Raw genomic sequence first — 24,472 nt, forward strand, 5'->3', positions numbered from 1 at the left:
TATTTTTTCAATTAGTCATCCAGCTTTTAACTAATCACTCACTATTCACCACTCACCATTAAATATTTTTAGGATACCCTTCTTCATCCAGATCGTCTCTGTCATCTTCTGGCGTATGTGCAAGTGCGGCATCAGCGGCATCCACTTCAACAATGTCGCCATTGTCAATATGCATCCCCAGGTCGTCAACGTCTGTTTCAATGGATCTTTTGTTGGCATATTCACCATCTGCAGCGTCATAAGGGTTGGCTTCATCATACGTTGAATTCATATCTTCGCCGTTTTTTACCGATGTTTTGTAAGGGTCGGGGTGGTCGTAATCCGGGTCGTCACTTTTTACATCGTATTCAAAGCTGTCCTCTTCTTCGTTATAACTCAGATCTTCTGTATCAATAATTTCACCAAGTTCATCTTTTAATGTTAGGTCACGATCACTGGCATTATCGGTTAATGCATCGTCATCTTCATCGCCGGGGTTGATATTTTGAACGTTCATAGATTTTGTAATTTGTAATTAAAGATACGGTAAAAACCTTGCCAAAAAAACAACAAGTAATAAGATATTGCGTGCAAACAGTGTAAAGGAACCAGAACTAAGATTTATCTGTCTTATCAATAATGAATTTGCTTACGGTATGAGGTAACACCGCCAATGGCAAATTTTACACCGATGGTAAATTGGGCATAGGCATCATTATTGTGTGCTGATGTATAACCATCTAAATTATCGCCAAATATAAAATTATATTGATACCCTATATCTATTTTAACGCTTGGCTGACTATATTGATTATACAACTTAAATTCATATCCAATTCTTACTGGTAAAAAAGGCACCTGGGCGTTATTGTCTCCTGCAGGAGTATATCTAAGGCCGCGTTTGTCGTCTGTTTTAGACACAATATGGTTTGAAATATAGCCAATGCCGACTGAGGTATACCAGTTTTTCATCACATTCATGAACGGGCTCGAAGAATAATCCAAAAACTCGCCGGCCTGTAACTGGCCTCTGAATGAAAAAGCTGTAAAGTGGTTTTCAAACTGCCTGCCCGATGACGATGCCAGTGTGCCCCCCTCTAAACGACCAACTTGCAGTTCAAATACGTAATTAATAAAAGGGCTTTGGTTGTAATTAAAATTAAAGTGGACAGATGGAGTAACAGTAAATGTATTTACATCGGCCATAGCGGCAATATTAACACCAACTGCTGTACCCACATCATATTGGGCATAGTCATATCCAACCTGTGCTTTAGCTAAAAAGGAAACTGTACAAATGGTTATTATCAGAACGGTTTTAGTGATGAATTTTATCATAATACAAGTAACAGGGCGTTGGTTTGCCAGCCCGTTGGGGTAATAACGTTTAATTTTATAAAAATAGCATCAAAGTTTATAAAAACAATAAACTGTCGTAATAAATCGTCATTATATAGCCATCAATTATTTTCATATGCTATTTAGTTAGTTTGGTAAACTCAAATTAATATATTTGAAGCCATTAAAATAAAGAAAACAACGTCAGCTATGTCAAAAATTAAAGTAGAAAATCCGGTAGTTGAGCTGGATGGCGATGAAATGACCCGGATCATCTGGAAATTCATCAAAGACAAATTGATCATCCCTTATCTTGACCTGGATATCAAATATTACGATTTAGGTATCGAGTACCGTGATGAAACCAACGATCAGGTAACCGTTGATGCCGCAAATGCTATTTTAAAATATGGTGTAGGTATTAAATGTGCAACCATTACACCCGATGAAGCGCGTGTTGAAGAATTTGGCCTAAAACAAATGTGGCGGTCGCCAAATGGTACTATTCGTAACATTTTGGATGGTACTGTTTTTCGCGAGCCTATTGTTATGGCAAATGTACCACGTTTAGTACCAAACTGGACAGCCCCAATATGTATTGGCCGCCATGCTTTTGGCGATCAGTACCGTGCTACCGATTTTGTTACCAAAGGAAAAGGTAAATTAACAATCACTTTCAGTCCGGAAGATGGCGGTGCAGAACAATCATTTGAGGTATTTAATTTTAAAGGCGACGGTGTAGCTCTGGCTATGTATAATACTGATGAATCTATCAAGGGCTTTGCACATGCATGCTTTAACCAGGCGTTAATGAAAGGCTGGCCTTTATATTTATCAACCAAAAATACTATCCTTAAAAAATATGACGGCCGTTTTAAGGATATTTTTGAAGAAATCTACCAAAACGATTATAAGGCAAAATTTGCTGAAGCCGGTATTACTTACGAACATCGTTTAATTGACGACATGGTTGCATCTGCCCTTAAATGGAATGGTAACTTTGTTTGGGCTTGTAAAAACTACGATGGCGACGTACAATCTGATACGGTAGCACAAGGTTTTGGTTCCTTGGGTTTAATGACATCAACGCTGGTTACACCTGATGGTACGGTTATGGAAGCTGAAGCTGCACACGGTACAGTTACCCGCCATTATCGCGAGCACCAGGCTGGTAAACCAACATCTACCAATCCAATTGCATCCATTTTTGCGTGGACAAGAGGCTTGGAGTTCCGGGGAATATTGGATAAAAATCAGGAGCTGATAGATTTCTGTAAAGCTTTGGAGCAAGTTTGTATTGAAACTGTGGAAAGCGGTAAAATGACCAAAGATTTGGCCATTACTATTAAACCGAAAGTTGAGCACGGCACAGATTATTTATACACCGAAGAGTTTTTGGCAGCGATAGACGAAAACTTAAAAGCAAAGTTAGGTAAATAAGCCTGGTAGCTTTTAATATTGACCGCCCGTTCTTCAAAAAGGACGGGCGTTTTATTTAGATGGTATTTACTGCTTGTATAAAAAGCCAAAGGCTTACTTTTAGGCCAAATCGGAGAGGAGACGACAGCAATTTTTGCTATAATAATGACTTAAAATGCTTTTTTTGATTGAGTCAAAAACCGGACAGTAATATTTACGTAAGTTTATAAAGTTATTTGCCTAATACTATGTTTATAATTACAGCAAAAAAAATCCGGTTATGAAAGGTTTCATACAAATTCAGGCAAACATTTTTGTTGAGCCTTGTAAAGATTGTGGTGCAAGGCCAGTTATTGAGCAGAAAAAGGGGACATTTATAATCAGGTGCCCCAAACACGATAATCATTACCAAACCAAACCGGGATTAGTTGACATAGCGGATTGGAACCTTAAAAACAAGGTTCACAATTCATTAGGCACTAAGGATGTTAACCCTTCGAAGGAGGCTTCCTGAAATTACGTCGTTATACATATTTCACATAATTTAACAATTAACTGTTGTAACATTTAGTAAATAAGCTACATCTTAGTGTAAACTAAACTAAATGAAATTAAGCTTACTGTTAATACTGCTTTTCGGTTTAAGTGTCCATGTATTTTCACAACAGTTTAGTATTATCAGCGGTAAAATTACCGACGAGCATAACCACCCCATTCCGTTTGCTTCCGTATATGTAAAAAATACTACTAAAGGGGTCTCGGCTAATAGCGAGGGTGTGTATTCCCTGCAATTAGCACCCGGTAATTATGAGCTGCAATTTAAAGCTGTTGGTTATACACAACAAATTAAACAGATAAACCTTAACCAAAATCAGGTGATTAACATCAGCCTGAAAACAGAAACATACCAGCTTAAAGATATTACCATACGCGCAGGAAGCGAAGACCCCGCCTACGCAATTATCCGTAAGGCCATCAAAAAACGTAAAACCTATTTAAACGAGGTGAAAGCCTATACCTGCGATATTTATATAAAAGGTTTGCAAAAATTGCTGGCTGCGCCTAAAAAGTTTATGGGTTTTGATGTACAAAAAGCCACCAGCGAGGCCGGGCTTGATTCCAGTCGCACAGGCATCGTTTACTTGTCGGAGTCCGAATCGAAATACAGCTTTATGCAGCCCGACCTGATGCACGAGGTGCAGGTATCCTCAAAGGTATCGGGCTATAACCGGGCCTTCAGCTTTAACCGTGCTTCAGATATGCTGGTGAACTTTTACCAGAATTTTGAAAGCTGGAAACGCCTGAGCAACCGCCCGCTGGTATCGCCCATTGCCGAAAATGCCCTGTTTTATTATAACTATAAACTGATAGGGATGACCATTGAGAACGGCGAAACCATCAACAAAATACAAGTAACACCCAAACGCGGTTATGATCCTTGTTTTGAAGGATATATTTATATTTTGGACGATAGCTGGCGTATTGCCGCGCTACAACTTTTTATTACCAAAAAAGCCAATATCAACTACGTAGATACGCTGAAGATAAGCCAGCAGTTTTATCCCGTTGATGCCCGAACCTGGATGCCCGCCACTATTAAGTTTGAATTTACAGGTGGTGTTTTTGGCTTTAAGCTGGGTGGATATTTTATAAGTGTATATAAAAACTACAACCTGGCTCCTGTGCTCAACAAAAAGGATTTTGCCGAACGCATTAACATTACCAAAGGGCACGATAAAGATTCGGTTTACTGGGCACAGGAGCGGCCCATCCCGCTTACTGATGAAGAGAAGAAAGATTACCACGTAAAAGGAAAACTGGCTGTCAAACGGGAATCAAAACTATACCTTGATTCATTGGATAAGGCCAATAACACCTTTAAATTAAGCAACCTGTTGCTCACGGGTATTGATACCCGTAACCGTTACAAAAAGGAGTCTTTTCATTATAGCAGCGTACTCAACTCGGTTTTATACAATACTGTTGAAGGTTTGGCCATCAACTACGGGGTAGGGTTTACTAAGATGATTGATACGGTTGATAGCCGCTTTATAGCTGTAAACGCTCGGGTGCGCTACGGCTTTGGTAACCACTTGTTTGGCGGCGTTGCTGGTGTCTCCGTCCCTGTAAAACAGATGACGTTGAGTTTTAACGCCGGATCAGACGTTACCGACCTTAATAACCTGCAGCCTTTATCAGCATTTGTAAATTCGGTTTATACGCTTTTCAGGCGGGAGAATTTCCAGAAACTTTACCAAAAACAATTTGCATCGGCATCACTTACCGGCCGTATCAGCGGTGGCTGGCAGGCAAGTGCCAATGTAGAATGGGCCAACCGTAAATGGTTGCCCAATACAACCGATTACAGTTTTTTTAATAAAAATAACCGGCAGTTTACTTCAAACAACCCGCTGTTACCAACACCGGATGTGCCGTTGTTTCCAGAAAACCAATCTTTTAAAATAGGCGTCCGCACCAGTTATGATTTTAGCAATAGGTATGAAACCTATCCGTTCGGCCGCCGTTATCTACCCTCAAAGTATCCAACAATCGGAATTAACTATACAAAAGGCATAGGCGGTGTGCTGGGCAGCGATGTAGATTACGACCAGCTAAGCGCCGACATTTCTAAATCGGATATCGACCTTGGATTCTACGGCCAAACGTCGTTTTTTATTGGCGCCGGTAAGTTTATCAACGCAAATAAAATATACTTCCCCGATTACAAACACTTTGATGGCGACCAAACCCATGTGTACAAACCATCGCTCAACCGCTTTTTGTTGTTAGATTATTACAACTTTAGCACAGCCAATAAATACCTTGAAGGCCATCTGGAACATAACTTTTCGGGTTTTATAACCAATAAGATCCCCGTTTTAAGAAACCTGAAGTTACAGGAGATCATCAACGTAAACTATCTCTCGACCCCAACGCTTAAAAATTATACCGAACTGGGCTTCGGCATGCAGCGTGGCCTGGTACGCGTAATGTACGGCCGCAGCTATAATACGGGTAGTAATATTAGGAATGCGTTAAGGATGGGGATATCTTTATAGTTTTGAGTGGTGAGTTTTGAGTTCGGATTTACGGAATAATAAAAAACTCACCACTGATTGCCCACTACTCAAAACTAACTCCCTATATTAGCATCCTTTAATTTAACTCATGAATATATTTTACGGAACAGGGGTAGCCATGGTGACCCCTTTTCAGGCGGATGGTCAAGTTGACTACGACGGGTTGAGCAACCTGATTGAACATTTGATTGATGGCGGGGTAGAATACCTGGTATCATTAGGTACAACCGGCGAAAGCGCCACATTGAGCGAGGCTGAACGAAAGCAGGTTTGGGCCTTCACCGCTAAAGCAGTAAATAAGCGTGTGGGTTTGGTTGCCGGCATTGGAGGCAACAATACACACGAAGTTGTTGAGCAAATAAAATCATTTAACACTGCCGGTTACGATGCTATTTTATCGTCAAGCCCGCATTACAATAAACCAACGCAGGAAGGTATTTACCAGCACTATAAGGTAATAGCTCAAAATACGCAACTGCCCATTATTTTGTATAACGTGCCCAGCCGTACGGGCAGTACCATTAGTGCTGCCACAACCGTGCGACTGGCAAACGATTTTAAAAATATAATCGGCATTAAAGAAGCATCGGGTAATTTTGATTTGTTTAACCAGCTGATGAGGGATAAGCCCGAAGGGTTCTTATTTATATCGGGTGATGATCCGGTTACGTTGCCTATGATGGCTTTAGGCGCTGTGGGCGTTATATCGGTAATTGGTAACGCCCTGCCCCGCCAACTGTCAGATATGGTGCGCCTGCTGCTTAATAACGATTATAAAGGCGCCCACAAGGCCCATTATAGCCTGATAGAATTTACCCGCTTAATGTTTGCCGATGGCAGCCCCGCCGGTGTAAAAACGGCGTTAAAAGAATTAGGCATTTGCGGCGATGCTGTAAGGTTACCGCTGGTGCAAGTGGGTAGCGCTACCGCCGAAGCGATAGTTAAGGAAACGAAAGCTTTAGCGTAAAATAACTAAACTAATTTAGCAAAAAAGCCATATCAGTTTTGATGTGGCTTTTTTGTTGGGATGTAGTTAATAACAATTTATACCTATTTTAGTATCTATAAAATGGATTGTGTTAAACTCATAGCAAAATATAATGATCTTGGTATAGCCGGGGTGATAGATCATGACAGGTTTAACCTCATCGCTATCGATCACCACTCTACCCGCATTGAAGGATCAACCCTCACCGAGATAGAAACGCAGGTGCTTATTAACGAGGGCCGCACACCTAATGGTAAACCTTTGCAGGAAAGCCTCATGGTAACCGATCATCATGCCGCGCTTTTATTTACCATTGAAAACGCAAAAGCAAAAAATAAACTTTCGGTAAGCCTTTTGCAACAGATAAACGCGTTGATAATGAAAAACACCGGAAAGGTATATAATACCATGCTGGGTACCGTCGATCCGGCAACCGGGGTATTTCGTAAAGGGAACGTTACCGCCGGCGTTTCTTATTTTCCGAATTTTGATAAGGTGGAAAGGCTAACCGGCGATTTGGTGGCGAAACTAAATGACCAGATGGACAAGCCCCTATCTGTGGCGGGGCAATTGAACCTTTCTTTTGATGCCCATTTTAACCTGGTAAGCATCCATCCTTATTATGATGGCAACGGGCGCACCTCGCGTTTGTTAATGAATTACATTCAGGCTTATTATAATTTGCCTCTGGCTATAGTACAAAGCGAAAACAAGGCGGCTTATATTCAAGCCCTGGTTGATACCCGTGAGCAAGAGGATATTCAGGTCTTTCGCAATTTTATGAACAGTGAATATGCATCGCTGCTTGGTAAAGAGATTGAAAAGTTTGAGGAGATGAAGAAGCCATCAAAGAGCGGCGGGTTTACTTTTCTTTTCTGAATAAAAAACCCGGCTATTGATTGTAACCGGGTTTTTATCAGGGGAATAAGATTGATCAAAAAATCTGCCTTAGCTTTCTTTGTTTTTCGCCTCCTGAACCTCAAGGCGGATTGCCTGTGCCAGGTTTTTAAGATCTTGCATGCCTTTGCGAACACGGGTTCCGGCAGCGCTGTTTCCTTTGTTGTAGAATTTGTCGGCGTCAGCCTCTAAAGAAGCTACAAGCTCCTTTACTTCAGTAAATTTTTTCATTTAATTACTCCTTTTAAATTATGAGGTCTATTGTTTTTAATTAAAGCTAAGCTATAAGGTTTTTTTTTAATTAAAAATTTTTAAAGTCGAAAAATAGTGCCTTTACAGTGGTTTTTTTCCACATTTTGAAGTTAGGGCGGGTATTTAGTGCTAATTATATAGTATGAAAACCGGTATTCTATCTATATATATCCTGGCTATACCTGGCTGATAAATTAAATATTTTAATAATATATATTTTTAATATTATTAAAGTAGAATTTTTGTATCAATTCGGTATATTATTGCCTTTTTCTGTGTTTATTAATTAAAACCATTAAATGTATGCGATGTTTGCGAAGTTATCGATCTGCAGTTTGAGCAATCGCATTTAAAATTTCACAGTCAAATGATGTGGTACTATTCCCGTTAGGGCAAATAATAGTATCCTATTTAAAGGCATTAGTGCAAAGATCGCGAATGCGCCAACAAAAACCGATAAAATGCCTGGTGCCTTCGGGCTAAATAGATCTCTTGCAACGCCGTCAAGTGAACAGTAATACCTGTTGGGTGCTTTTTTTACAGCAATGCCAGTGGTTTTGTATTTCGTTACCGCTGCCTTCGGATCCAATAGTCATTTCAATTATTCACGTATATTTGATACAGTAGTTTTTTATTAAAATTTGGCTGCTGGCAAGCAGGTTTTACAATGTACGAAATCATTACCAAATCATTACGCGCGCTGGTTGATTTTACCGACGAGGAGCTTTTTTTATTTATGCAAAGGCTTAAACCGTTAAGCTTAAAAAAGTATGCTTTTTACCTGAAACAGGGCCAGGTTTGCAAAAGTATGGTTATTGTATTCAAAGGCGGGCTACGATATTTTTCGCGCAGCGAGAAGGGCGATAACACTTTAGGCTTTGCATTTGAGGGCGAGTGGATTGGCGATTATGAAAGCTTTTTATTGCAAACCCCATCGCCTGATTTTATTGAAGCCCTGGAAGATTGTGAACTGTTTACCCTAAGCTATGCCGACATGCAGGCGCTGTATAATCATAGCCAGCGCTTTGAACGGTTTGGCCGCATCATAGCCGAAAGACTGTTTATTAACACCGCCAGAAACAACCGGAATTTAAAACTACAATCAGCGGAAGACAGGTATCTCGACCTGCTTACTAAACAGTCCCATATATTTGAAAGGTTGCCCCAGCATTTAATTGCTTCGTACCTGGGCATTCAGCCGCAAAGTCTTAGCCGCATCAGGGCCAGGCTGGCAAACGCTAAAAGTTAACTTAGGTTAATAAACCAGCTTCTTTTTTTAACCCCAAATCATTTTTGGACTAAGCTATTAGCCCCAGTTTTGTGCTGCGCATTATAAAGCTTAAAGCGGAAGGCACAAAGCTTAAAGCGTTTTAGTTTTAGCTTGATCAAGGTTAACGTGCTGAAGGTTAATCAGCAGGTTTTTACATCGAGTCTGATAGTTAAATAGGTCGACCAGGCTGAAAATCAATCTATTGGCTTTAAGCTTTATGCCTTCCGCTTTTAGCTTAATAAATAAAATAACATCACAAAATCAAAAATAATATGAATCCGGCACAGGTTTTTTCTATCGTTAACGCTATGGCTGCTTTGCAGTGGCTTTTGTTAATTGTAATGCCAAAATGGAAAGTTACGCAGTGGTTGGTCAACCACGCTGCTGTCCCCTTATTGCTTTCTGTAATTTACTGCATTTATATTGCAGGCTTTTTTAGCATTAACGGCGGTGGTTTTGGGTCGATACAGGAAGTCCGCACCCTCTTTGGTAATGATAACCTGTTACTGGCGGGCTGGGTCCATTACCTCGCTTTTGATTTACTGGTCGGTTTTTCCATCATTAAATCGGCGCAGGCCTCGGCAGTTTCGCATTGGCTGGTTATCCCCTGCCTGGCGCTCACCTTTATGTTTGGCCCTTGCGGCTATTTACTTTATCAAATCATCAACAAAATCAAATCATCCAAATGAAAAGCTTATTGGCCCGTATAAAAACGATCAGTCCCGTTCTTTACTATTGCGCCTTGGCGCATTTAGCCTTATTTATGGTGATGCTCATCATCGCGCAATTTGATCACCGACAGCTGATGGGCATTAACTTGTGGACAAAGCCCATCAAATTTGCTATCTCCATCGCCATATATTGCCTAACATGGCCTCTGCTACTGCAATACCTGCCTTATGAACGGCTCAATAACCGCTTTGCCAATTTTACGGTGTTCGCTATGGGTTTTGAGATGCTGGCCATAGCCACACAGGCCGCAAGGGGGCAGCTATCGCATTATAACACTTCGGGGACTTATAACGCGTTGATATTTAGTGCTATGGGGATAGTTATTGTTTCGCAAACCGTGTTTGCACTTTATATGGGTATTATGTTTTTTAAGGTGAGGGCGGTACAATTAACACCAGCCTTACTATGGGCTATCCGCCTGGGCATAATTATGGCCTGTATCTTCGCATTCGAAGGTGGCATCATGGCGTCGCGCCTGGCGCATACCGTGGGCGCTGCCGATGGTGGCCCCGGTTTACCGCTTTTTAATTGGAGCCGTATAGCCGGCGATTTACGGATAGCCCACTTTATGGGCCTGCATGCATTGCAAATAGCGCCCCTGTTTGTGGTTTTTACCGGGGTTAAAAATGCCAGGTCGGCGGTTGTTTTTGCCTTAATTTATTTTGCGCTGGTTTCGTTGTTGTTTTATAATGCGATGTTGGGAAGGCCGGTATTTTGATGAGGCACGGGCAATCATGGGCAATTTAGATTATAGGTCATAAAATGCAGAAGCTGCCGCTTAAAAAGTGACAGCTTCTGCATTTTAATTTTATAGCTTTTTTAAAAAATCTTCTGCAACAAGTCCGGATGGTGAGCATGCAGTTTCACAATTAGTTCGCCAAACAGCGTATTGGCCCAGGCAAACCATTTGCGGGTAAAGTTACTGGCATTATCCTTATGGAAACCTTCGTGCATAAAACCGGTACCTGCATGGGTGTTTTTAAGCATATGCAGGCAGCGGGTAATCTCTAATTTATCTGTCGAGGTAAGGGCGCGCATGGTGATAGCCATAGGCCATATGAAATCAATCCCTACGTGCGGGCCGCCAATACCTTCGGCAACTTTGCCTTTAAAAAAGTAGGGGTTATCCAGGCTTAACACAAACCGGCGGGTATTTTGGTACAACGGATCGGTAACCGGCAACGAATCCAAGTAGGGCAGGGCCAACAGGCTGGGTACATTGCTGTCGTCCATCAGCAACTGGTTGCCATAACCATCCACCTCGAAAGCCAATATTTTGCCATATTTTGGATGATTTACCACCGCGTATTTTTTTAGCGCAGCATCTACTTCGGCGGCAAGGGCTTTGCATTCGGCGGCTGTTTTGGCATCCTTACCTATCACACTATACATTTCGGCCATTTGCCTTAAGCTGGTTACCGCAAAGTAATTTGAAGGGATAAGGAAAGGATAAATCGTGGCATCATCTGATGGGCGGAAGATACTGCAAATCAGTCCAACGGGTTTTACCGGGTTGCCGTAACCCCTGTTTGGCGCGGTATCGCTGGCGGTTTCAGTTTTACGCTGAAAATGGTACGGGCCTTTGCCGTTTTTGCGTTGCTGTACCTTAAAGGTATCCAGTATGGTTTTACCTGCTTTTTGCCAGGTTTCGTCAAAAAAGTCGGTATCGCCGCTTATTTTCCAGTAATTGTAGGCCAAACGTACAGGATAGCAAAGCGAATCAATTTCCCATTTACGCTCGTGCAGTTCTGGTTTCATATCGGTAACATCGCTGTCCCATTCGCTGCCGGTTGGGCCTTCGTTAAAGGCGTTGGCATAAGGGTCAATCAGCACACATTTTGCCTGGCGGCTCAACACACCCTGGATCACTTTTTTAAGCGCCGGGTCGTTTTTTATCAGCGGCAGGTATGGCCAAACCTGTGCCGATGAATCGCGCATCCACATGGCAAAAATATCGCCGGTAATTACAAACGTATCGGGTTTGCCGTCTTTTTCTGAATAATTTACCGTGGTATCTAAAGTATTGGGGTAGCAGTTTTCAAAAAGCCAGGCTATTTCCGGGTCTTTAATATCTGCCTTAACTTTTTGAATGGTGGCCTCAACCGCTTTACTGGTAAACTTGCGGTCGGCCGGTTTGGGGCGATGGCTTTCAAAAACCGGTGCGGCTTTGCCCAGCCAGCTTGTTGCAGGCACAACGCCCAGGCCTAAGGTGGCGGTAGCCACACTGTTAATTTTAATAAAATGTCTCCTGGTAATCATAAGTAGTTTAAATGGTAGCTGTAAAAATATAAAAGTGTTTTACAATCCGAAAACAACGTGCTAAATTAATTTACCAGGGATATTATCATGCATTTAGTGTTACCTATCCAAATTGATTCATACAACCAATCGACGTGGTTTCACGCAGTTGAGTTAGCTGGCGGAACCATCGTTGAAGTGCAAAGAAGTATCTGTTTTTATAATGGATCGGGGGGAGCATCAACAAACCAACAGACCGATTTAAATAGTAAAGCCTTCGCGAATTCGTGAAGGCTTTACTATTATAAAAAATCGTTGGCACCCATGTAGGCTATTGCGCTACCAGTACTTTCAGTTCCCGCTGTAACTCTTGAACAGGAAGCCCGGGTTTTTCTTCCTTCACAAAGTCGTCCGTCCTTACCACGGGGCCGTTGGCTGCCAGTTCGCTGCCTTCAACTTTCGATTTAAATATCGGCCACAGTAATTGGGCGTACCATTGGTCGCCTTCGTAATGGGAAATGCCATATGCTTTTGGGTATTGGCGCGAAATTAAGGCGGTACCAAATATGATATCCCACAAAAAGAACATATTGCCAAAATTGCCTTTGTAATAACCCACGCCATCATCGGTGGTAGCCGCGTGGTGGGCGTGGTGGGTAGCCGGTGTCGAGATCACCCTTTCCAGTACCCAGGCTATGGGGTGCAGCACCTTGTATTTATAAAAAGGCTTATCCCATGGTATGCTGGAGTGGGCCAGCGTGGTAATGGTGCCTTTTATGGCTTTAACTATTACAGCCGGTACACCCAGGCCCAGGTATACCAATGCGGTTGTTAAATAAGTTTGCGAAAAAAACAGGGTATAAATGGCGTTTTGTCTGCTGGCCATAGCCATACCCATGTACGATGCCGAGTGATGGGTACGGTGAAACCTCCACAACCACGGAATTTCATGATGCAGGCGGTGGTACCAGTATTGGGTAAGGTCGTCGGCTACGGCTATGATGATAAAACCCCAGAAAAAAGGCACCCAGCTAAAAGTTTCTTTAAGCCCGGGCAATGCCGATGGTAAAAATTTAAGCCCGAAATAAGCTACCGCAGGCCTGATGATGAGCCTTGGCAGGGTAAAGCAGGCAATATCAACCCAACGTTCGTTTTTTGGCCATTTCTTTTTATACAAGCCAAATGAAAATTCCAGTACGCCTATAAAGAATACTAAAAAAGGGAAACCATAAGTATCCAGGTGGTTGTAGATGTTTTTGATAAAATTAATCGTTGCTTCCATTACCGTCGGTATTTTTAGTGTTTACTGATTTTGTTTGTTGTGTTTTTGCGGGCAGTTTTTTATTCCATGGCCTTTGGCCTGTTATGGCAAACGTGATAAACATGGCTGCAATTGGCAGTATGTAAATGAATAGGCTCAAGACAGCATTCTTAGCTATCCGTTGCCGGGTGGCTTGTTCCATTTTCATGTTTTATGGGGTTTTAGTTGGTTTAACATTGCTCGATTTTTCGGCGGGCGGGCTGCTCAGCAATTGCCGGGTAAGGTACAGGCCGCCAAAAATGATTACAAAAGGCACCAGGGTGACAATGATGCCAACCAGTATCTTTTTTCCTAAAATTGTTACATCTGATAGTGTCATATTTTGTTTTTTTAGTGTTTAGTTTTTACTCCGTTTAAAGGGCCTCGCCTAAATCCTCTCCATAGGAGAGGACTTTGAAAATCATACCGATCAGAACCCTCTCCTTTGGAGAGGGCAGGGTGAGGCTAATACCCTGGATTTTGTGTTAACTGGCTGTTCAGCAGTATCTCTGCCTGTGGTATGGGGTAAAGGTTGCACCTGGCGCTTACACCGGTTTTTGCAGGTACTTTATGCAAAGCATCAACCAGCACCGTACCGCCCTGCCTCACCAGGTCAAACCAGCGGTGGCCTTCCTGCATGAGTTCTTTGCGCCGTTCAAGGAAAATCGAATCGCGAAAAGCAGTTTGACTTAAACCTGTTGTAAGGCCGGCCACATTTGCACGGGTGCGTACTTTATTGATAGCTGTGTAAGCATCGTTTGTAGGCCCGTTTAATTCATTTACTACTTCCGCATACATCAGCAACACATCGGCATAACGTAATACCGGGTAGTTAACCCCGCTTTGCGATTGTATGGTTAGCGGCGACAGGCTGTAATCAACAAACTTGTTAAAATACGGCGTATAGGCATTTTTGAATACCACGTACTTGCCCGTGGCGGCGTTGTAAACCGAATCGTAAAAAGTTACCGCCCTTCGCGTATCCGTTTTGGCAAATAGTTTTGATACGCTGCTATCGGCAGGTACGTCAATAGGGAAAGTACCGGTATTAAATGATGTAAAGCTCTGGCTTAGATTTTGGGCGCTGTTGGCTTCGCCCAGGTTGGTTTCAAACTGAACGGAAAAAATATGTTCCACGCCGTTTTTGGTTGCCTTTTGAAAAACATCCCTGTAGTTGTTAAAAAGGGCATAACCGTAACCGCCGTTAATTACGGTGTTAAGTTCCGTTAAGGCCTTACTGTATTCTTTGCGGGTTAAGTAAACTTTTGCCAGCAGCGTATGCGCTGCCCCGCCTGTAGCACGCCCCAGGTCGGTACCGCTGAATGATTTGGGCAGGTTGGTAGCATCCTTCAGGTCGCTGATGATTTGCGCATACACCTCTTCTGCAGCAGTGCGTTTTACAAACAGCTGGCTTAAATCAAGGCTTGCCGGGTTGTGTAAAACCAATGGTACATCGCCCCAAAGCCGCACCGCGTTAAAGTATAAAAGGCCTCGTATAAATTTCGATTCCCTTACCAGGCGGGCACGAAGCGCTGTATCTATCTGCACATTAGGGATATTATCAATAGCGATATTGGCGCGGTTAATACCATAATAAATTTGCTGCCATACCTTTTGCACCCGGCTGTTTGATGCAATGTAGGTAGCGGTACCCAATGCCCGTACATCGGGGTTGGTATTACTTGGGCTAAATACCTGGTTGTCGCTGGCGTTTTCAACCAGCAGGTTAAGCTGGCGGCCATAAAGCGGGAAATCGCCTGCCGGATCGCTGTTCAGCGTGCCGTAAATAGCGTTTACAGCCGATGTGGCATCTGATGCGGTTTTAAAAAACTGCGAAGCTACGATTACCGACGTGGGGTTTTCATTCAGTTTGTTGCAGGATGACAGTGCCGTAGTCAGCAATACAGGAATCAGGAGGATATATGTGGATAATTTTTTCATGTTGATGTATATTAAAAGGTAACCGATAAGCCCGCCAGGAAAGTGCGTACCGATGGATAGGTACCGTAATCAATTCCCTGCTTGGTGTTGTCGTTATCATAAAAGCTTACTTCGGGATCCAGCCCTTTATATTTGGTTATGGTAGCCAGGTTTTGTGCCGATACATAAACGCGAAGGTTTTTGGCATGAATTTTTGAAAGCGCCGGGCTGGTAAAGCTGTAGCCCAGCGAAGCGTTTTTAAGTTTCAGGTACGATCCGTTTTCGATATACCTGTCGGTAACCTGTGGCACCGGCGAGTTGGTAGCGCGGGCTACAGTACCGCTGGTGTTATCGGCCGTCCATCGGTTTAGCAACGCTGCCGATGCGTTATTGCTTAGCGTAGGCCGCTCCAGCGTTTGCTGCAGCAGGTTAAATACCTTGCTGCCATATGAGCCCTGGAAAAATACCGACAAATCAAAATGGCCGTAAGTAAATGTATTGGTAATGCTACCGGTAAACTTAGGCTGCGAGCTGCCAAGGCTATGCTTATCGGCAGTGGTAATTACACCATCATGATTGGTATCTACATATTTGGTATCGCCGGCTTTTTGCGGTACACCGGCCAAAACGGGCGTGCCGTTGGTCAGGTCGGCTGTGGTAAGCAGCCCGTTGGTGTTATATCCCCAAAAAGTACCTACCGGCAAACCTATCTGTACAATTACCGGCGATAGCTGGCCGGTAGCTGCCAAAGGGAAAAAGCTTTGAATGCCCTGGCCAAGGTTTAAAACCTTGTTACGGTTAAGGGCAAATACAATGTTGGTTTTCCAGCTAAAAGTTTCGCCCTTAATGTTATCGGTATTTAATGCCAGCTCGATGCCTTTATTGGATACGCTGCCCACGTTTTCGAGCGCGCTCGCATAACCGGTGTAAAGCGGCAGGGGCACGTACAACAGCAGGTCGTTTGTTTTTTTGTAATAAGCATCAAACACCAGGTTAACCCGGTTATCAAACAAGCCAATATCAAGCCCGGCATCATATTGGGTTGTGGTTTCCCATTTCAGGTTGGGGTTGGCCAGTTGTACCGGCGATACGCCGGTTACCAGCTTGCTGCCAAAATAATAGTTGGTAGGCGAGAGGGCGGCAAGCGAACTGTAGGGCGGCACTTCGGAGTTGCCGGTTTGTCCCGCGCTTAACCTTAGCTTTAAGTTGCTGATGGTATTGCCGAGCGGTTTAAAAAAATCTTCGCGGCTGGTATTCCATGAAAGGCCTGCCGACGGGAAATAGCCCCATTTGTTGTTGGCGCCCAGTTTTGACGAACCATCGGCACGGCCGGATAGGGTAACGTTGTATTTATGCAGATAAGAATAATTTACCCGGGCCAGGTAAGAGTTTAAGGTTGACTGATGTGCCGATGATGAAGGCAGGTTGGCTATGCCGGCGTACGACAGGTTATCGAACGATGTAAGATCATTTGGGAATTTTTGTGCCGATGCTACAGATGCATTGTCGCGGTTATATTGCGTGGTGTACCCGGCCAGTACAGTTAAAAAATGTGTTTTGTTAAAAGCATGGTCGTAAGTAAGCGTGTTTTCATTAAGCCAGCTTAACGTATGCCCCGAACCTATAGAGGCGTAACCCACAGCGGCATAACCGGTTGAACCGCCCGCAGGCGAACCCGTGTACGATGGCGCGTAATAATGCTGTTCGGCATTAAGTATATCAACACCTGCGGTTACTTTTAAGGTAAGATCGGTTAATAGCTTGTATTCGCCGGCAACGTTGCCCAGGATGCGGGTAAGCGTAGTGGTGTTTGTGGTAGCAACGATGTCCTGCAGGGGGTTGGTAGCCGACGCGTTATAGGGGTTGGAGGTATTGTAACTGCCATCGGGGTTTTTAATAGGCGCAACAGACGATGTCAGGATCAGGCTGGCAAAAGCGTTGCTGAAATTGTTGCTATTGTATGAACTGCCCGCCAGCTTGTTTTCGGTAGACTGGCTGCCGAATATATTGGTAGATACCTTGAATTTTTCGGATACATTCCTTTCGTAATTGGCCCGGGCCGAATATCTTTTAAAACCGGTGTTTAAAATAGTGCCCTTTTGATTAAAGTAATTGCCCGAAATAAGGTAACGCGATTTTTCATCGCCGCCCGAGATGGATAGTTCGTCATTCAATACCGGCGCGCTGCGCAGGGCCGAACTTTGCCAGTCGGACCCGGCGCCAAGTGCGGCTATCTGCGCATCGGTAAAGGTTTTGGCTACACCATCGCTTATGTTGATATCGTTTACCAGCGAAGCCCATTGCCCGGCGTTTAGCAGGTTTAGCTTTTTAGCAACCCGCTGGGTACCGTAGTAGGTATTAAAGCTCACATTGTTTGTACCTTTTTTACCCCGTTTGGTAGTGATGATGACCACCCCATTTGCCCCGTGCGACCCATAGATAGCCGTAGCCGAAGCGTCTTTTAATACCTCGATAGATTCGATATCATTTGGGTTGATGGTTGAAAGCGCGTTTACGCTGGTACCTATAGAGCCGATGTTGGCGTTATCGTTATTGTTGTACACAATAAATCCATCTATTACATATAAAGGCGCATTGCCAAACGAAATGGAATTGCCTCCGCGTACCCTGATGGTGGCGCTGCTGCCCGGCTGCCCGGAGTTTTGGGTTACCGCGACACCCGATACGGCACCCTGCAGTAAATTATCAAAACCCGCCGCCGGCTGGTTCAATATGTTTTTAGGAACTGATGCGATGGAGCCGGTGATGTCGCTCTTTTTTTGGGTACCGTAACCCACTACCACCACATCGTTCAGCTGGTTTAAACTTTCGGTAAGCAAAACGGTGATGGGACTGCCGTTTGCCACTACCTCTTTGGTTTTGTAACCAATAAAACTAATAACAAGTGTATAAGGAAACTTTTGACCGGTGATAAACGAGAAACTGCCGTTTTGTGCCGCGGCAACGGCATGCGTTGTGCCCAGGATTTTGATTACCGCGCCTGCTATGGGTTGTTTGGTAGCCGAGTCGATCACCTTGCCCTCCAGGCGCGAATTAATGGTTGGGGGCGGTTCGGTTTGGGCCTGCAACAGGGCCGGAATGGTTAGGAGAAGCAGGAGTACAAAGAACTTAAAGGATATACTTTTTGCATGGATATATATTTCCATATATTTAACTGTTTTATGTTAATGACGTTAGTTGTTAGTAAAGCGGAAGGATAAGGGCCGGTGGTGATTGGCGTTACAGCCGGCTTTTTATCCTGATGACCGGCAAGGCTTCCTTGCCGGTTTTTTTGTATAATTATTTGTTATTTGTTCATTTTAATTGCAGTTTTTTTGAATAAAACCGGATTAATCTTATGCCTTTTTTGGGAGTATCCGGTAATTCCTGATAATCAATAGGAGTATTAACTGGGGAGGGTGCCTGTTAGCAACAACAGGTACAACACATTCGCGCAGCACCGGCAGGTACATGCATTGCGGGTAAAGAATGGAGATGTAAAAAAGTCTTCATTACGGTTGTTTAACAGCGCAAATATATAAATTATTTTCAATTACTATAAAGTCTATGGTTTTTATAGTAATTAATTGAATTTTTATGAATTTGATAATTACCACTCATTAGCTACCTGTTTTTAAATTCAAAACTCACCATTCATAACTCACTACTGACAACTCACCATTCACCATTTGCTACTCTACCATCAAAATGCTAATTTCCACCCATGCATCACCCTGAAGATAACCCCTGGAAAATAACCTCCGAGAAATCGGTTTACGATAACCCCTGGATCAATCTTACCGAGTACCAGGTAATTAATCCATCCGGCAACCCGGGCATCTACGGCAAAGTTCATTTCAAAAACCTGGCTATAGGCGTTTTGCCATTGGACGACGAACTGAATACCTATTTGGTTGGTCAGTACCGCTTTACCGTCAATGCCTACAGCTGGGAAATGCCGGAAGGGGGAGGCCCTGAAGGAACTGATCCGCTCGAATCAGCCAAGCGCGAACTTCTCGAGGAAACAGGCCTGAAAGCTGGTAACTGGACAGAGTTAATGCGGCTGCATTTAAGTAACTCGGTGAGCGATGAATTGAGTATTATATACTTAGCCCGTAACCTTACGCAGCACGAAGCCGAACCGGAAGATACCGAGCAGCTCATCATCAAAAAAATCCCTTTCGCCCAAATGTATAAAATGGTTTGCAACGGCCAGATTACCGATGCCATGACCGTTGCTGCGGTGCTTAAAGTACAATTATTGCTTTCAGAAAACCTTTTGTAACCCCGCACGTTTGCAAAAAATGCCTAAATTTGGCAGTCGATGAAAAAGTTTTTAGGCTATTTTCTTACCCCCGTGGCAACGGGAGTATTTTTATTGATACTGGTTATATTTCAGCCTATTCAATGGGTGTGTTTTCGTTTTTTTGGCTATTCGGCGCACAAAAAATCGGTTGATATCCTGAACCTGTTTTTGTTGCGGTCGGTTTACTTACTGGGTAATACGGTAACTTTTATCAATAACCAAAACCTGCCGGTTGGCCGTCCCATTATATTTTTGGCTAACCATCAGGGCTTGCTTGATATACCACCTATGATATGGTACCTGCGTAAATACCACGCCAAGTTTATTTCTAAAATTGAACTTACCAAAAATATCCCCTCCATATCCTATAATCTGAGGCATGGCGGCGGTGCTAATATCGATCGTAAAGACCAGCGGCAATCCATCACCGAAATTATGAAGCTTGGTGTGCGGATGAAGGAAAATAAATGGTCGGCCGTGATATTTCCCGAAGGGACGCGCTCAACAGACGGAACAATAAAAACCTTCCAGGTAGGAGGTATAGCCACGATATTGAAAAAGTGCCCCGAGGCGTTACTGGTGCCTATAGCAATCAAGGATTCATGGAAGATGATCCGCTATGGCCAGTACCCGCTGAATACATTTACACCCATGAGGTGGGAAGTACTTGCCCCCATTGAACCAGCCGGCCGCCCGATAGAAGAAGTGGTATTGGAAGCCGAGAACCAGATTAGGGCTGCGCTGCGTTAGATGTGCAAATTTCAAATTTCAGATGTGCAGATTTCAGATATGCAGATGTGCAGATTTCAGATATGCAAATTTCAAATTTCAAATTTCAAATTTCAAATGTGCAGATGATTGTAGATGCTTCTATACTCATATAATTCCCTACTTTGATATTTCCCTGTGTAATTAAACTCCGGTCAATAATCTTTTTTAATTCGGGTTCAAAAAAAAATACCTGCACATCTGAAATCTGCATATCTGCACATCCATTCACAATCTGCACATCTGAAATCTGCATATCTGCACATTTAACAAAATGTTGATATTCAGCTAAATGTTAACAAATAAATCACACCATCTTTACGTTTATATGAAACGTTATCGCTTATTTTTATAGACCTATAAAATGGGTCGGCTAAAATTTACTAAAAACAATTTTTATGACCTGGAGAAAATTTAGTGGAGAGGTGATCCAAACACCAATCATGGAGGAGGTTGAAAAGGCGATTGAACGCGAAGCCGCCCTCGGCAACAAGCTCAAAGTATGTATCGGAACAGATTCGCAGGTAAAAGGTAGTGTAACTGATTTTGCCACAGTTATCGTTTTTTTACGCGAGAAACGTGGCGCGTTCATGTTTATCCACCAGGAGCGTACCTCGCAAAAAATGACCATTAAGGAAAGGATGCTGAGCGAAGTACAAAAATCAATTGACATAGCCTACAAACTTTGCGATTTGCTTGACCTATATGATGTGGAACTGGAAGTACATGCCGACATTAACACCAACCCAATGTTTAAATCAAATGCCGCGCTGCACGAAGCAATGGGGTACATTTTGAGCATGGGTTTTGTATTTAAAGCCAAACCCGAAGCTTTTGCAAGCTCGTACTGCGCCAATAAAATAGTGCAGTAAAAGCCTTGAAGTAAAGGGCGTGGTATTTATATTTGGTCTTTTACTACAAGACCGAACAAACTATGTCGCCATTAATTGAAATTAACGATCCGGCCCTTGCCGGCCCGAACACTATACTTATCGACGCCCGCGCCGGTAAAGATACCCATGACCGCTACCTTGCCGGCCATCTTAAAAACGCTGCGTATGTTGACCTGGACCGCGATTTAGCAACCCACGTTACCGATGCCTCGGAAGGCGGACGCCACCCTTTACCTCCAATTGAAAATTTTGCCGCCCTTTTGGGCCGTTTGGGTATTACACCAACAAGCCATGTGGTGGTTTACGACGATAAATCTGCAACTTTTGGCGGTGCCCGCTTTTGGTGGATGCTAAAGGCAATTGGTCATAACAATGTACAGGTATTGAACGGAGGCCTGCAGGCTGCCAAAGATGCCGGCATTGAATTAAGCACTGAAGAATATACCCCAACCCCGGTTGATACCTACCCGGTACCTGCAGCCTATGCAGGTACCGCAACCATTGGCGAAGTAGCTATTGCCGCTCATGATGCAAACCGGATTGTGATAGATGTGCGCGAAACGCCGCGCTATTTAGGCCAAACCGAGCCTTTAGATTTGATTGCCGGCCATATACCAGGCGCATTTAACCTGCCTTATGTTACCAACCTGGGTGCCGATGGTAAATATCTGGATGCTGATACATTGCGCAAAATTTATGATGACGCTGTAGGCGATGTTGCCCATCAGGATATTATAGTACACTGTGGATCAGGGGTTACGGCTTGTCATACCTTGCTGGGTATGGAGTATGCCGGCATTACCGGGCCGCAATTATATGTAGGGTCGTGGAGCGAATGGTCCAGACGAAAATTGCCAATTAGTACAACTATGAGATAAAAATGTATATTTACAACAATATTGTACTTGATATTTGATTGTGAAAACATACGTTTTAAAAACCGAACAAAAGATCCCGATTGGATTAGATGAGGCCTGGGACTTTTTTTCCTCGCCCTTAAACCTGGCTAAAATTACACCACCCGATATGAGCTTTGTGGTAACATCCGATTATACTGCCGATACCAAAATGTATCCCGGTATGATTATTACCTACAAAATTTCGCCGGTGGCAGGTATCAAAATGGACTGGATGACCGAGATTACCCAGGTTGCCGATAAGCAGTATTTTGTTGACGAGCAGCGCTTTGGTCCGTATGCTTTATGGCATCACCAGCATCATTTTAAAGCCATTGAAGGCGGCGTACAGATGAATGATATTTTACACTATGCCATACCATATGGCTTTATAGGCACTATTGCAAATAAGGTTTTTGTGGGTAAGGAGGTGAACAAGATTTTTGCCTATCGCGAACAAGCGATTGACAAGTTATTTGGCGTTTATAAAGGATAGCAAAATCGCAGGCTTTGCTATCCTTTAAATATCCGTTTATGATCTATTGGTAATCATTACCAGATAAACAACGGTACCAGCCAAATTGGCGAGATGTAATAAGGATCATAGTAGGGTTCGTAGTACTCGATGGTTTCTTCTTCAACAATGGTAGTGGTGGTAGTGCCGCCTCCATAATTGTTGTTATTGCTATTCTGTTTTTGCTCTTCCTCCATCAGTTTAATCATCAGTTCCGATCCCTGGTTTATCATATCTACCATGGCATCTTCGCCAACATCTTCGGGCTTTATGGCGGTGTTGCAAATTTCTTCTATTTCGCCCCAGGCGGTGTCGGCCATCAAATCATTTTGCCAGCCCGATACGCTGGTATCAAACCTGTTTTCGTTGATGAACGACATAAATACAATTTCGGCCGGATCGGCTTTTTTAAACATCGCTACGGCAATGCGCAAATCGTCAAAACGCTCATTGTCGGTAAAGTTGAACCAGTCGTCGTCGTTATCAAAATCGAAATAGCTGCTAAAAGCAAATTCGCCTTTTTCCAGGTCGACAAACGAAAAAACGTCGTAAACTTTCAGGTATTCGGTATAGCGCTTCATAAAGGTATCAAACACGCCACGTCCCTTTGAGCTTACCTTATAAACCGAACCCGAGCTGATGATGTAGCCGTTGGCAACAAGCTCATGAAACAGCGGCTGTAATACGGCATCGTCGCCATAAGCGCTGCTGCTAAACTGGTGGTTGCCATTTATCATTTCGTTTAAAACGATAATTGCTTTAAACGTTTTTTTATTATCGTCAGATAAAACGGTATTTTTTCTTAATTGGATAGCCATAATTTAAGTAAATGTGAGCCCCCGCTAAATCTCCCCCGGTAGGGGAGACTTCAGGATTCTGTCTAATTAGAATATAAAAATTAATGAGATTGAAAATATTATCGCCTGCGGCCAAAACCACCGCGGCTGCGCCCGAACCCCGATCTGCTGCCCGAACTTCTGCCGCTGCCAAAGCTGCTGCCCGAACTGCTGCTACCAAAGCCACCGCTCCGAACCCGGCTGCCCGAGCTGCGGTTGCTGAATGATCTTTGCGACCTGGTTGGCTGGCTCAAACTGCTCCGGCTGCTGCTTCTTGACGACATGTACGACGAGGTAGTTGGCCTGAACGTAGTATAAGTACGCGTACGGGTATAATAATGTGGATAGTATCCGTAATGGTACACCGGCACATAATAAGCATGAGGGCGCATAAAATAGCTTAAGATCAAAAAGTCGGTTAACCCGAACGACGAGTGGTAATAGTTGTTATACCCCACATAGCTTGGATTACCCTGGATATCCAGGTTGGCGGTGTTGTTATTGCCCGTTGGCTGAACGTTAATGCTGGCCACCGTTACCGATTGCGAATTGCTAACATCATCAATTACGTTCAATTTGTTGTTGTCGGCCTCCTGTACCTTCAGGTAATCAATGTTGCCGTCCTTATCCAGGTCCAGGTTGTTGATCTGGTTGGCGGGGTTGTTAATGGCTTTTTCAAGGGTTTGCGGGTCGGTACTGTTTTTTACAAACTGGGCAAGCTTATTTACGTCAAACCCGGCAGTGGTATTGTTTTCGATAGTAACATTGTTTTGCTGCGGCGGGTTTTGGCTGCATGCCGAAAGACTAACCACTAAACCTGTAAGTGCAATAAATATTTTTTTCATG

24 protein-coding genes are annotated in these 24,472 nt (G+C 43.5%); 12 read left to right on the forward strand and 12 right to left on the reverse strand.

The features are described from left to right. Window positions 1-58: 58 nt before the first annotated feature. On the reverse strand, window positions 59-496 hold the full coding sequence (locus ACFGVS_RS25955; protein WP_439696182.1) for a hypothetical protein: 438 nt from the start codon (window positions 494-496) through the stop codon (window positions 59-61). Window positions 497-612: 116 nt separating this feature from the next. Then, a complete protein-coding gene (locus tag ACFGVS_RS25960; protein ID WP_090652328.1) occupies window positions 613-1,317 on the reverse strand; it encodes a hypothetical protein in 705 nt (234 codons plus the stop codon). Window positions 1,318-1,527: 210 nt separating this feature from the next. On the opposite strand from ACFGVS_RS25960, the gene ACFGVS_RS25965 reads away from it, so the two are divergent. From ACFGVS_RS25965 to ACFGVS_RS25980, 4 genes are all read left to right on the forward strand, one after another. Beyond that, window positions 1,528-2,757: an NADP-dependent isocitrate dehydrogenase gene (locus tag ACFGVS_RS25965; protein ID WP_090652327.1), complete on the forward strand. Its 1,230-nt coding sequence runs from the start codon at window positions 1,528-1,530 to the stop codon at window positions 2,755-2,757. A 584-nt stretch (window positions 2,758-3,341) separates the two neighbouring features. After that, the gene (locus ACFGVS_RS25970) at window positions 3,342-5,795 is read left to right on the forward strand and encodes a DUF5686 and carboxypeptidase regulatory-like domain-containing protein (protein WP_439696183.1); all 2,454 of its coding nucleotides are present in this window, start codon (window positions 3,342-3,344) and stop codon (window positions 5,793-5,795) included. Between the two features lie 109 nt (window positions 5,796-5,904). Then, a complete protein-coding gene (gene dapA, locus ACFGVS_RS25975; RefSeq protein WP_439696184.1) occupies window positions 5,905-6,783 on the forward strand; it encodes a 4-hydroxy-tetrahydrodipicolinate synthase in 879 nt (292 codons plus the stop codon). 102 nt (window positions 6,784-6,885) lie between these two features. Continuing rightward, window positions 6,886-7,683: a Fic family protein gene (locus ACFGVS_RS25980; protein ID WP_274209605.1), complete on the forward strand. Its 798-nt coding sequence runs from the start codon at window positions 6,886-6,888 to the stop codon at window positions 7,681-7,683. A 69-nt stretch (window positions 7,684-7,752) separates the two neighbouring features. Here the strand turns inward: ACFGVS_RS25980 and ACFGVS_RS25985 are convergent, their stop codons facing one another. Next, the gene (locus ACFGVS_RS25985; protein ID WP_090652322.1) at window positions 7,753-7,932 is read right to left on the reverse strand and encodes a histone H1; all 180 of its coding nucleotides are present in this window, start codon (window positions 7,930-7,932) and stop codon (window positions 7,753-7,755) included. Between the two features lie 688 nt (window positions 7,933-8,620). Here ACFGVS_RS25985 and ACFGVS_RS25990 point away from each other — a divergent pair. The 3 genes from ACFGVS_RS25990 to ACFGVS_RS26000 all read left to right on the forward strand — a co-directional run bounded on the left by ACFGVS_RS25990 (window position 8,621) and on the right by ACFGVS_RS26000 (window position 10,673). Continuing rightward, entirely contained in the window at window positions 8,621-9,202 is a 582-nt protein-coding gene (locus ACFGVS_RS25990) for a Crp/Fnr family transcriptional regulator (RefSeq protein ID WP_439696185.1), read from the forward strand. A gap of 293 nt (window positions 9,203-9,495) precedes the next feature. After that, entirely contained in the window at window positions 9,496-9,912 is a 417-nt protein-coding gene (locus ACFGVS_RS25995) for an ABA4-like family protein (RefSeq protein ID WP_439696186.1), read from the forward strand. After that, window positions 9,909-10,673 carry a hypothetical protein gene (locus tag ACFGVS_RS26000; protein WP_439696187.1) on the forward strand — a complete coding sequence of 255 codons (765 nt, stop codon included), beginning with the start codon at window positions 9,909-9,911 and terminating at the stop codon, window positions 10,671-10,673. The genes ACFGVS_RS25995 and ACFGVS_RS26000 overlap by 4 nt, the downstream gene beginning before the upstream one ends. A 101-nt stretch (window positions 10,674-10,774) precedes the next feature. On the opposite strand, the gene ACFGVS_RS26005 is transcribed toward ACFGVS_RS26000, so the two are convergent. The 6 genes from ACFGVS_RS26005 to ACFGVS_RS26030 all read right to left on the reverse strand — a co-directional run bounded on the left by ACFGVS_RS26005 (window position 10,775) and on the right by ACFGVS_RS26030 (window position 18,580). Further along, window positions 10,775-12,214, reverse strand: a complete 1,440-nt coding sequence (locus tag ACFGVS_RS26005; RefSeq protein WP_439696188.1) for a glycoside hydrolase family 125 protein — start codon at window positions 12,212-12,214, stop codon at window positions 10,775-10,777. 310 nt (window positions 12,215-12,524) lie between these two features. Next, window positions 12,525-13,475 (reverse strand): sterol desaturase family protein, encoded by a 951-nt coding sequence (locus tag ACFGVS_RS26010; protein ID WP_439696189.1) that lies wholly within the window; start codon window positions 13,473-13,475, stop codon window positions 12,525-12,527. Beyond that, on the reverse strand, window positions 13,459-13,662 hold the full coding sequence (locus tag ACFGVS_RS26015) for a hypothetical protein (protein ID WP_439696190.1): 204 nt from the start codon (window positions 13,660-13,662) through the stop codon (window positions 13,459-13,461). Before ACFGVS_RS26015 ends, ACFGVS_RS26010 begins: the two co-directional genes overlap by 17 nt. A gap of 3 nt (window positions 13,663-13,665) precedes the next feature. Continuing rightward, complete coding sequence (locus tag ACFGVS_RS26020; protein ID WP_274209600.1) at window positions 13,666-13,833, reverse strand: hypothetical protein; 168 nt, start codon at window positions 13,831-13,833, stop codon at window positions 13,666-13,668. 125 nt (window positions 13,834-13,958) lie between these two features. Beyond that, window positions 13,959-15,434, reverse strand: coding sequence for a RagB/SusD family nutrient uptake outer membrane protein (locus tag ACFGVS_RS26025; RefSeq protein ID WP_439696191.1), 1,476 nt, complete (start codon window positions 15,432-15,434; stop codon window positions 13,959-13,961). 11 nt (window positions 15,435-15,445) lie between these two features. Further along, window positions 15,446-18,580, reverse strand: a complete 3,135-nt coding sequence (locus tag ACFGVS_RS26030) for a SusC/RagA family TonB-linked outer membrane protein (protein WP_439696192.1) — start codon at window positions 18,578-18,580, stop codon at window positions 15,446-15,448. Window positions 18,581-19,137: 557 nt separating this feature from the next. On the opposite strand from ACFGVS_RS26030, the gene ACFGVS_RS26035 reads away from it, so the two are divergent. Together ACFGVS_RS26035 and ACFGVS_RS26040 are read left to right on the forward strand one after the other, a co-directional pair. After that, entirely contained in the window at window positions 19,138-19,698 is a 561-nt protein-coding gene (locus ACFGVS_RS26035; protein ID WP_439696193.1) for an NUDIX domain-containing protein, read from the forward strand. A 39-nt stretch (window positions 19,699-19,737) separates the two neighbouring features. Further along, on the forward strand, window positions 19,738-20,469 hold the full coding sequence (locus ACFGVS_RS26040; RefSeq protein ID WP_439696194.1) for a lysophospholipid acyltransferase family protein: 732 nt from the start codon (window positions 19,738-19,740) through the stop codon (window positions 20,467-20,469). Between the two features lie 85 nt (window positions 20,470-20,554). Here ACFGVS_RS26040 and ACFGVS_RS26045 read toward each other — a convergent pair whose 3' ends face one another. Continuing rightward, a complete protein-coding gene (locus ACFGVS_RS26045; RefSeq protein WP_439696195.1) occupies window positions 20,555-20,743 on the reverse strand; it encodes a hypothetical protein in 189 nt (62 codons plus the stop codon). 142 nt (window positions 20,744-20,885) lie between these two features. On the opposite strand from ACFGVS_RS26045, the gene ACFGVS_RS26050 reads away from it, so the two are divergent. From ACFGVS_RS26050 to ACFGVS_RS26060, 3 genes are all read left to right on the forward strand, one after another. Beyond that, window positions 20,886-21,359: a ribonuclease H-like YkuK family protein gene (locus tag ACFGVS_RS26050; protein ID WP_090652302.1), complete on the forward strand. Its 474-nt coding sequence runs from the start codon at window positions 20,886-20,888 to the stop codon at window positions 21,357-21,359. A gap of 62 nt (window positions 21,360-21,421) precedes the next feature. Next, the gene (locus ACFGVS_RS26055) at window positions 21,422-22,258 is read left to right on the forward strand and encodes a sulfurtransferase (RefSeq protein WP_439696196.1); all 837 of its coding nucleotides are present in this window, start codon (window positions 21,422-21,424) and stop codon (window positions 22,256-22,258) included. Between the two features lie 40 nt (window positions 22,259-22,298). After that, window positions 22,299-22,772 (forward strand): SRPBCC family protein, encoded by a 474-nt coding sequence (locus tag ACFGVS_RS26060; protein ID WP_439696197.1) that lies wholly within the window; start codon window positions 22,299-22,301, stop codon window positions 22,770-22,772. A 56-nt stretch (window positions 22,773-22,828) separates the two neighbouring features. On the opposite strand, the gene ACFGVS_RS26065 is transcribed toward ACFGVS_RS26060, so the two are convergent. Together ACFGVS_RS26065 and ACFGVS_RS26070 are read right to left on the reverse strand one after the other, a co-directional pair. Beyond that, window positions 22,829-23,608, reverse strand: coding sequence for a hypothetical protein (locus ACFGVS_RS26065; RefSeq protein WP_439696198.1), 780 nt, complete (start codon window positions 23,606-23,608; stop codon window positions 22,829-22,831). A gap of 98 nt (window positions 23,609-23,706) precedes the next feature. Further along, a complete protein-coding gene (locus ACFGVS_RS26070) occupies window positions 23,707-24,471 on the reverse strand; it encodes a hypothetical protein (protein WP_090652299.1) in 765 nt (254 codons plus the stop codon). Between the last annotated feature and the right edge of the window lies 1 nt (window position 24,472).

The sequence above is a fragment of the Mucilaginibacter sediminis genome, from assembly GCF_051903035.1.
Taxonomy (GTDB): Bacteria; Bacteroidota; Bacteroidia; order Sphingobacteriales; family Sphingobacteriaceae; genus Mucilaginibacter.

Coding starts and splice junctions, on each gene's coding strand:
- ACFGVS_RS26005 (WP_439696188.1), bottom strand. CDS start 12,214: ATGATTACCAGGAGACATTTTATTAAAATTAACAGTGTGGCTACCGCC.
- ACFGVS_RS26045 (WP_439696195.1), bottom strand. CDS start 20,743: ATGCAGATTTCAGATGTGCAGATTGTGAATGGATGTGCAGATATGCAG.
- ACFGVS_RS26040 (WP_439696194.1), top strand. CDS start 19,738: ATGAAAAAGTTTTTAGGCTATTTTCTTACCCCCGTGGCAACGGGAGTA.
- ACFGVS_RS25970 (WP_439696183.1), top strand. CDS start 3,342: ATGAAATTAAGCTTACTGTTAATACTGCTTTTCGGTTTAAGTGTCCAT.
- dapA (WP_439696184.1), top strand. CDS start 5,905: ATGAATATATTTTACGGAACAGGGGTAGCCATGGTGACCCCTTTTCAG.
- ACFGVS_RS26000 (WP_439696187.1), top strand. CDS start 9,909: ATGAAAAGCTTATTGGCCCGTATAAAAACGATCAGTCCCGTTCTTTAC.
- ACFGVS_RS25980 (WP_274209605.1), top strand. CDS start 6,886: ATGGATTGTGTTAAACTCATAGCAAAATATAATGATCTTGGTATAGCC.
- ACFGVS_RS25965 (WP_090652327.1), top strand. CDS start 1,528: ATGTCAAAAATTAAAGTAGAAAATCCGGTAGTTGAGCTGGATGGCGAT.
- ACFGVS_RS25985 (WP_090652322.1), bottom strand. CDS start 7,932: ATGAAAAAATTTACTGAAGTAAAGGAGCTTGTAGCTTCTTTAGAGGCT.
- ACFGVS_RS26020 (WP_274209600.1), bottom strand. CDS start 13,833: ATGACACTATCAGATGTAACAATTTTAGGAAAAAAGATACTGGTTGGC.
- ACFGVS_RS26065 (WP_439696198.1), bottom strand. CDS start 23,608: ATGGCTATCCAATTAAGAAAAAATACCGTTTTATCTGACGATAATAAA.
- ACFGVS_RS25990 (WP_439696185.1), top strand. CDS start 8,621: ATGTACGAAATCATTACCAAATCATTACGCGCGCTGGTTGATTTTACC.
- ACFGVS_RS26015 (WP_439696190.1), bottom strand. CDS start 13,662: ATGAAAATGGAACAAGCCACCCGGCAACGGATAGCTAAGAATGCTGTC.
- ACFGVS_RS26010 (WP_439696189.1), bottom strand. CDS start 13,475: ATGGAAGCAACGATTAATTTTATCAAAAACATCTACAACCACCTGGAT.
- ACFGVS_RS25995 (WP_439696186.1), top strand. CDS start 9,496: ATGAATCCGGCACAGGTTTTTTCTATCGTTAACGCTATGGCTGCTTTG.
- ACFGVS_RS26030 (WP_439696192.1), bottom strand. CDS start 18,580: ATGGAAATATATATCCATGCAAAAAGTATATCCTTTAAGTTCTTTGTA.
- ACFGVS_RS26035 (WP_439696193.1), top strand. CDS start 19,138: ATGCATCACCCTGAAGATAACCCCTGGAAAATAACCTCCGAGAAATCG.
- ACFGVS_RS25960 (WP_090652328.1), bottom strand. CDS start 1,317: ATGATAAAATTCATCACTAAAACCGTTCTGATAATAACCATTTGTACA.
- ACFGVS_RS26050 (WP_090652302.1), top strand. CDS start 20,886: ATGACCTGGAGAAAATTTAGTGGAGAGGTGATCCAAACACCAATCATG.
- ACFGVS_RS25955 (WP_439696182.1), bottom strand. CDS start 496: ATGAACGTTCAAAATATCAACCCCGGCGATGAAGATGACGATGCATTA.
- ACFGVS_RS26070 (WP_090652299.1), bottom strand. CDS start 24,471: ATGAAAAAAATATTTATTGCACTTACAGGTTTAGTGGTTAGTCTTTCG.
- ACFGVS_RS26025 (WP_439696191.1), bottom strand. CDS start 15,434: ATGAAAAAATTATCCACATATATCCTCCTGATTCCTGTATTGCTGACT.
- ACFGVS_RS26055 (WP_439696196.1), top strand. CDS start 21,422: ATGTCGCCATTAATTGAAATTAACGATCCGGCCCTTGCCGGCCCGAAC.